Genomic DNA, 7,629 nt, shown 5'->3' on the forward strand with positions numbered 1-7,629 from the left:
GTCGTACATGTGATGCTCCGTATGCGGAGATTTCACTACGATCRGGTCGAAATCGACTGGATTGAGACCGTTGGAATAGTACATGGCACGGTCGAACAGACTGATCGAACGGCTGAACACCACAATCGTAAAATTATCGACGATCAATACAGCCGTCGGACCCGCTTCGAGTGCGATCTTCATCGTTTCGAGGCGGGACTGGCCGTCGGACAGCAACTTCACCTGCGCTCGGACAGGAAGTGGCGCGAAGCGCTTGTTGTCGTAATAGCCGCCCAGCGTCACGTCGATCGTGGCGCCGACGCCGGCTTTGTGGGCTGCGGCAGCGGCGTCGGGATCGACGATCTGGACCAGCACCCGCTTCGAGTATCCGGCTTCCCGCAGAGCCTTGATGATGATGTTGGAGTCTCCCGTCGCACCGGACGATGTCGCGTCCGCGGCATCGGTAAAGATAACGGGACCGGCGATCGTGCTCGCCTGGGCAATGGCCCGATCGAGCGGGATCAGCTTTCCCTGCATGCGGAAGCGTTGCGGCCAGAACTCCTCGGCCAGACGCTCCGCTTCGCGCTTCGCCGTCGCCTCGTCGCCGCCGGTCATGACGAGAACCTGCGAGCACAATTCCGGCACGTCGGTGAACGGATTGCCGATCATGATGCCCGCCGCGATCGCCGTTCCATCCCGCTCGATGCGCTGGCATTCACGGATGAGATCGCCGTAGCAACCGATTCGGGTGATCAGCTCGTCTCCGCGCACGAGAGCGGGAATGACGACCCTGGCAATCACGGGCTTGATTCCGCCATTCAGCAGGCGCAACAATTGTTTGGCGGCGCGCTCGCCAGTATCGGCGAAATCGACATGCGGATAGGTGTGATAGATCGCGAGACCGTCGATCTGGCGCAGCATCTTGTCGGTGAGAATGCCGTGGAGATCGAGCGAGATCACAATCGGCATCTTCGGCCCGGCCATCTCACGGATCGCGCTGAGCAGGTATCCTTCCGGGTCAAGCTCGCTCTCCGCACCCATGGCGCCGTGAAGCGACACATAGATGCCGTCGATGTCGCTCAGGTGCGATTCGACCGCGTCGACGATCTGTTTCGAGAGGCGATCCCACCCCTTGGCCGAGAGCGGGCCGGCGCTGCCGGCACGAGCCGCGATCACCGGCACGACGGTGACGTCAGATTGCGCTTCGAATACGGCGAGAGCGCCACCGATCGCCGTGTTGAGGCCGCGTTGGGCATAGACGTCCTGGCCGCGTTCGATGTGGAAATTGTCGTATTGCGACGGCAGAGGATTGAAGGAAGAAATTTCCTGCATGCATTCGACGATCATGATCTTCGGCATTACGTTTCCTCAGGAATTCAAATCATAAGCGGGGAGCGTTCCGTCAGCCGCGCGGTGGCAGGCCACCAGTCGGCCATCAGGCAAGGGCGCGAGCGGTGGATCGACCGCCCTGCAGCGGTCTTCCACGAAAGGACAGCGGGCTGCGAAGCGGCAACCACTCGGAATGGCGAGCGCACTCGGTAAATCGCCAGTCAGCCGATGCCGGTGGCGGGGCGCATCCGGATGCGACGGTGGAATAGCCGAAAGCAGGGCGCGGGTGTAGGGATGTGTCGGCTTTCTGAAAAGATCGTCCGCCGCGGCGATCTCCACGATCCGACCGAGATACATCACCGCAACCCTGTCCGAGATATGCCGAACGACTGAAAGGTTGTGCGAGATGAAAAGGTAGGTGAGATTCAACTCACGCTGGAGATCTTGCAGTAGATTGATGATCTGCGCCTGCACTGAGACGTCGAGCGCGGACACTGCCTCATCGCAAACGACGAAATTCGGCCTGAGCGCCAATGCGCGCGCGATGCCGACACGTTGACGCTGACCGCCGGAAAACTCATGCGGGTAGCGCTCTGCAGCTGCGCGAGGAAGGCGCACCAGATCGAGCATGTCGAGCACGGCCTTTCGACGCTCCGCGCGGTTGCCTATTCCGTGAATAATGTATGCCTCCGAAATCGCATCGCCGATCGTCATGCGCGGATTGAGCGAGCCATACGGATCCTGAAAGATGATCTGCATCTCACGGCGCGAACGACGCAATTCCGCCCTCGAGAGATCGGTCAGATCGCGACCGTTAAAATGCACAGAGCCGTCGGTCGGCTCGATGAGACGGAGAAGCAATCGACCCGTCGTCGACTTGCCGCAGCCCGATTCACCCACGAGACCGAGCGTCTCGCCGGAGCGAACAGCCAGATCGACGCCATCGACGGCTCGCGCGCCTCCCGACTTGCTCCCGAACAGCCGGCCCCGGGAACCAAAAACCTTGGTGAGTCCGCGCGCTTCGATGACATGAGGTACGTTCATGTGAGCGCCCTCTCTATGAGCTTCAGATCGAATCCGAACGGTTTCAGGCAGGCGACATACTGATCTTCGCCAATACGTCCAAGAGGCGGCGGAGCCGCGTCGCAAACGTCCCGGCGATGCGGACAACGCGGTGCATAGCGGCAGCCTTCGGGCATTGCTCCAACGGACGGCACACTTCCATCGATCGTCACCAGCCGTCCGCGCGGACCATCGATCTCGGGAATCGATGCCAGCAGAGCACGCGTGTAGGGATGCTGCGGGCTGTCGAAGATCTGGCGCACGGGCGCGACTTCGGCCACCCGTCCGGCATAGAGAACGAGAACACGATCGGCAATTTCGGCGATGACGCCGAGATCGTGCGTGATGAAAAGGAGTGAAAGCCCCCTCTCCTTCTGCAGCTTCCGCAAGAGATCGAGAATTTGCGCCTGCACGGTMACGTCGAGAGCGGTGGTCGGTTCATCTGCGATCAGCAGACGCGAATCCGCTGCCAGCGCTGTGGCAATCATGACTCGTTGGCGCATGCCACCGGACAATTCGTGCGGGTAGGCTTTCAGGCGCTCGTCCGGCGATGGGATTTCGACCTGACGAAACAAATTGGCAGCTTCCCGCTGCGCCTGCACCTTCGTCATACCGCGACGACGGCGCAGAACTTCTTCCACCTGATTGCCGACGCGCATGACCGGATTGAGTGCGGTCATCGGTTCCTGGAAGATCATCGCAAGGTCGCGTCCGCGCTTCTCCCGCCACTCATCGGGCGGAAGCGTCGTCAGATCCTCACCATCGAGGATGATGCAGCCCGCGCTCGTACGAACCGCTTTTGGCAGAAGCCCCATCATCGCCAAAGCGAGCATGCTCTTGCCGCTGCCGGATTCGCCGACGATCCCAAGCACTTCGCCGGGTTGCAGCGAGAACGAAACATTTTCGAGAATCGTCGCCTTGGTGCCGGCAAGCGCCGTCGTCAGACCGCGGACTTCGAGGATCGGTTTGGTCTCCGCCATCGCTAGACCCTCATCCGCGGATCGAGAACGTCGCGTAGACCGTCACCGAGTAGATTGAGCCCCAGCACGCAAACCATGATTGCGAGCCCTGGAAAGATGGTGATCCAAGGCGCTTCGGCTATGAAATCGCGGCCCTGAGCGATGATGCTGCCGAATGAGGGCGCGGGCGGCGGCGGGCCGACACCGATAAAGGATAGCGCCGCCTCCGCGAGAATGGCCGTCGCGAAAACATAGGTGAGGCGCACGATCAACGGACCGAACGTATTGGGAATCACGTGGCGAAACAGCACACGGAAATCGGTTGCCCCGAGAGCGCGGGCAGCCTCTACGAATTCCCGCTCGCGCACGGTGAGAACCGATGCACGGACGATGCGCGCCGTATGTGGCGTCGTCGCCACCGAGAGCGCGATCACCACATTGGTGACCGATGCACCCAGGACGGCCGCGACCGTGATCGCGAGGAGGATTGCCGGAAAGGCCATCAGCGCGTCCATCAAGCGCATGATCGGATTGTCGAGCGCGCGAAAGAAACCGGCTGTCGCGCCAACGAGCGTCCCGATGATGCCGGTCAGGAGCGCCGTCATCAGGCCTATCATGAGCGAGATGCGTGCCCCGTAAATGACCCTGGAGAGAATGTCGCGGCCGAAGTGGTCTGTTCCGAACCAGAAGGTTGCGTCCGGCGGACGCAGGCGTGTCCGAAAGCTGTTGCGCAGCGGATCGTACGGCGAGATGACGCCTGCGAAAACCGCGACCAGCGCGACCGCGAGAACGAGTGAAGCGCCGATCACGAAGGAACGGTTGTGAACCAGTCGCCTGATGATCGCGAGGGTCGGATTGGCTGGAGCGGCGACGAGGCCCGGGGATACAGCGCTCATTCGAGGCGCACCCGCGGATCAGCGACGGCATAGAGCACGTCGACAGCCAGATTGACGGCGAGATAGATGACGGCGAGGAACAGCAGGCCTCCTTGGATGACCGGATAATCGCGCGAGAGAATACCGCCGATCACGAGGCGGCCGACGCCCGGGATCGAAAACACCTGCTCGATGATGACCGCGCCGCCGAGGAGCGCGCCGGCGACGATGCCACCCACCGTGAGGATAGGGACGAGAGCATTCGGCAGCCCGTGCTTCAACATGATCTCCGCACGTTTCAATCCCTTTGCATCCGCGGTCCGGATGAAATCCTGGTTGAGAACCTCCAGCATCGACGCGCGGGTCATGCGAGCCACGAAGCCGACTTGAATGATCGCGAGCGTGGCAGCCGGCATGATGATGCTGTTGAGCCAGCCGAGCGGATCTTCGCCGATGGGAATATACCCGCCGGTCGGAAAGAAACCGAACTTCACAGCAAACAGCAGGATCAGCATGATGCCGAGCCAGAAGTCGGGAACTGAGAGACCGAACAAGGCAATCGTCATCACAAGCTGGTCGGGCCAGCGATTGTGGTTCACGGCGGCGATGACACCGGCGGTGATGCCTGCGAGAAGCGCCAGCACCAAAGCTATGCCAGCCAGCGACAAGGTGACGGGAAGGCGTTCAATGATCGCCGCGGTCACGCTGCGATTGAGAAGGATGGAATGCCCGAGGTCGCCGCGGAGAACCCGACTGTACCAATCGACCATCTGCAGCAGGATCGGCCGATCGAGGCCGAGTTCCGTCCGCAGGCGCGCCACCTGTTCGGGCGTCGCACTCGTATCGAGAAAGGCCGCCGTCGGATCACCCGGCACGAGCCAGATGATCGCRAACGACATCAAGGACACCAGCGCGAGAACGACAATCGCGCCGGCGAGCCGCTTGATCAGGAATGACGACATTCAGAACTCCCGTTGGCGGGCGGGCGGAGGCGAAAACCCCGCCCACCCTCTGACAATCAGTCGAGCCACACGCCCCACATGCGTGGGATGCGAGACGGCTTGAAGTTCTTCAGTTTGGCCGTTGCGACCTGGAACAGACCGTAATTGCCCGCCTTCATGGCGACCGCGTTGTCGTACATGTGTGTCTGGAAGTCCGTGAATATCTGCTTGCGCTTGCTCTCGTCCATCGTCGAATTGAGCGTGTTGTAGAGCTCGTCGATCTTGTCGTCCTTCTTCTGCTGCGAGGTGCCGTTGACCCAAGGCGCCATCACCGAGGCGGGGCCTTCATACGGTTCGATGCCATAGCCATGTGCCCAGAAATTCCAACCGGTCGGTGTAAAGCCGGTCTTCGATACGGTCGGCCAATCGGCCACGGAGAGCTCGACGTTGATGCCGATGTCCTTCAGGCGCTGTTGCAGCACGGTCGCGGTGTCGACGTTCGGGCGCAGATTGTCGACGATGAAAGTGAGCTTTTCACCCTTGTATCCCGACTTTGCGAGGAGTGCCTTGCCGGCTTCAAGATCGGCCTTGTTGTACTTCTCGGTTCCGGTCTTCGAATAGAAGGGTGCGCCYGGATAGAGCCATGCGCCATCCATCTGATAGATGTCGGGATACGAGATCGCCATGATCTCTTCCATGTCGAGCGCCGCCTGAACGGCGAGACGGAAATTCACGTCGTTCGTCGGCGCCAAGGCGTGGTTGAACTTGATGACTTGAAAGGCGAACGGCAATACTTTGTAGACGGCGTAGTTCTTGTTGCCCTCGAGCCGTTTGGCGGTGGGGCCGTCAACCGTTTCGAGAAGCTGCACCTCGCCTGCTTCGAACGCCGCATTGCGCGCACCGGCTTCCGGCATGAAACGGAATGTCACGGAATCGAGGAAGACTTCTTTCTTCCCGGCGAAACCATCGCGTGCGGTTGCTTTGGGATTCGGCACATAACCGTCGAAGCGCGCGATCTTCACGTGGCTGTCGGGCTTATACTCGACGAAGCGGAACGGACCGGTGCCGATATAGTTGATCTGATTTGCCGGCTTGGCCGCCTCTTCCGCAGGATAGATGGCGATCGGCGCGCGTGGCGACGACAGATTGTCGAGGAAAGTGGATTGCACTTCCTTCAGGACGATCGTCACTTCGCTCGGCCCGGTGGCCTTCACCGTGTCGATGGCCTTCAGGAGCGACGCCGATGCGCCAACCTTGCGGTACCGTTCCAGCGAGGCCACGACGTCGTTGGCGTCGAGATCTTTGCCGTTGTGAAATTTCACGCCCTTGCGGATCGGGAAGACATAGGTCTTGCCGTCCTCGGAGATTTTTACGTCTTCCGCCAATTCCGGCACAGGCTTGGCGTTCTCGTCCCGCGCATAAAGCGTCTCGTAGAGATGCAGCGTAATGTTGCGCGCTGCCTGCGCTGATGTCACTTGAGCGTCGAGCGAGGGCGGCGCCTGCACGATGCCGACAACCACATCCCCGCCCTTGCGCTGGGCAAACGCGGCATCGGGCGCAGCGGTCAGGACCACTGCTCCCAAGGCGGCCAAGCTGGAAACCATCCACCGTTTCATGTTCTTCTCCCACTGGGCGGCATCACGCCGCGGCGCCTCTGACGAGGCTCTCGAAGTCGCTCTGTTGCACCTTCTTGTCGTTCGACGATGTCTGCCCGGTGCAGGACGGGGTCGTGGGCAAAGAGCAGCAGCCCAGACCGGGCCGCTGCTGTTTCGCTCAACTGGCCGCTAACGCATCGTCGTATTCGTTCATTACGACCGCGACGACGTCGCCGCGTTGCACGCGCCCCGGTCCGGATGCCATCCAAAGAATGCCGGGGCGGGCGTAGAAGAGTTCGATGGGCGAGCGGTCGACATCCTCGACGAAATGAAGAAAGCCGGCCGATTGGCCCTCTTCGACGGACTCGCCGGCGAGGTGTCGTGGCTCGAACAGGCCTCCCGACGGCGCGAACAAATAGCAGTCCTGGTCGCGCACCATCATGTGTCGCGTTGCAGTGGCGCCATCGATTTGCGCCGTTTCAGGCTTGCCATCGATCAGTTTGAAATGCTTGAGAACGTTCCTGAGGCCGCGCTCACCGATGCGCACGCCCTCCACATTCACGCGCCCCCAGCCGCCGAGCTCGGTTCCGAGCGAAAGAATGCCGCGTCGTTCGACCGAGGATGTCAGCGTCGCGCCCTCGTCTACTCCCCAGAACACGACGTTGAACGGCGCCCCGAARGCTGCCGCCGCATCCATCGTGCGTTTCCGTGTGGCCGCATCCGTCGAGTAATGCATGTTGGTGGAGAGGGCCGATTCCATGGAATGTCCTGCGGTGTGGACATCGACGGATATGTCGACCAACGGCAGCAGCGCGGAATCGATGTAATGCGCCAGCATTTCCGAGAAAGTCCCTTTCGCGTTTCCCGGGAAACAGCGGTTCATGTCGCG

General features: G+C 61.1%; 7 protein-coding genes. All 7 read right to left on the minus strand.

What is annotated here, in order from left to right; translation table 11 throughout:
- The coding region (locus tag AC1DT3_RS08160) for a M81 family metallopeptidase (RefSeq protein WP_477464752.1) at positions 1-1,338 on the minus strand (1,338 nt) is incomplete at its 3' end.
- Between the two features lie 9 nt (positions 1,339-1,347).
- Complete coding sequence (locus AC1DT3_RS08165; RefSeq protein ID WP_477464753.1) at positions 1,348-2,352, minus strand: ABC transporter ATP-binding protein; 1,005 nt, start codon at positions 2,350-2,352, stop codon at positions 1,348-1,350.
- Positions 2,349-3,350: an ABC transporter ATP-binding protein gene (locus tag AC1DT3_RS08170; RefSeq protein ID WP_477464754.1), complete on the minus strand. Its 1,002-nt coding sequence runs from the start codon at positions 3,348-3,350 to the stop codon at positions 2,349-2,351. The genes AC1DT3_RS08165 and AC1DT3_RS08170 overlap by 4 nt, the downstream gene beginning before the upstream one ends.
- A gap of 2 nt (positions 3,351-3,352) precedes the next feature.
- Complete coding sequence (locus AC1DT3_RS08175) at positions 3,353-4,225, minus strand: ABC transporter permease (protein WP_477464755.1); 873 nt, start codon at positions 4,223-4,225, stop codon at positions 3,353-3,355.
- Positions 4,222-5,166 carry an ABC transporter permease gene (locus AC1DT3_RS08180; protein ID WP_477464756.1) on the minus strand — a complete coding sequence of 315 codons (945 nt, stop codon included), beginning with the start codon at positions 5,164-5,166 and terminating at the stop codon, positions 4,222-4,224. Before AC1DT3_RS08180 ends, AC1DT3_RS08175 begins: the two co-directional genes overlap by 4 nt.
- Before the next feature lie 56 nt (positions 5,167-5,222).
- Positions 5,223-6,761, minus strand: coding sequence for an ABC transporter substrate-binding protein (locus tag AC1DT3_RS08185; protein ID WP_477464757.1), 1,539 nt, complete (start codon positions 6,759-6,761; stop codon positions 5,223-5,225).
- A gap of 157 nt (positions 6,762-6,918) precedes the next feature.
- Positions 6,919-7,629, minus strand: a 711-nt coding sequence (locus AC1DT3_RS08190) for a M14 family metallopeptidase (RefSeq protein WP_477464758.1), incomplete at its 5' end; no start/stop codon positions are given.

It is taken from the genome of Microvirga sp. P4_G7, from assembly GCF_056401005.1.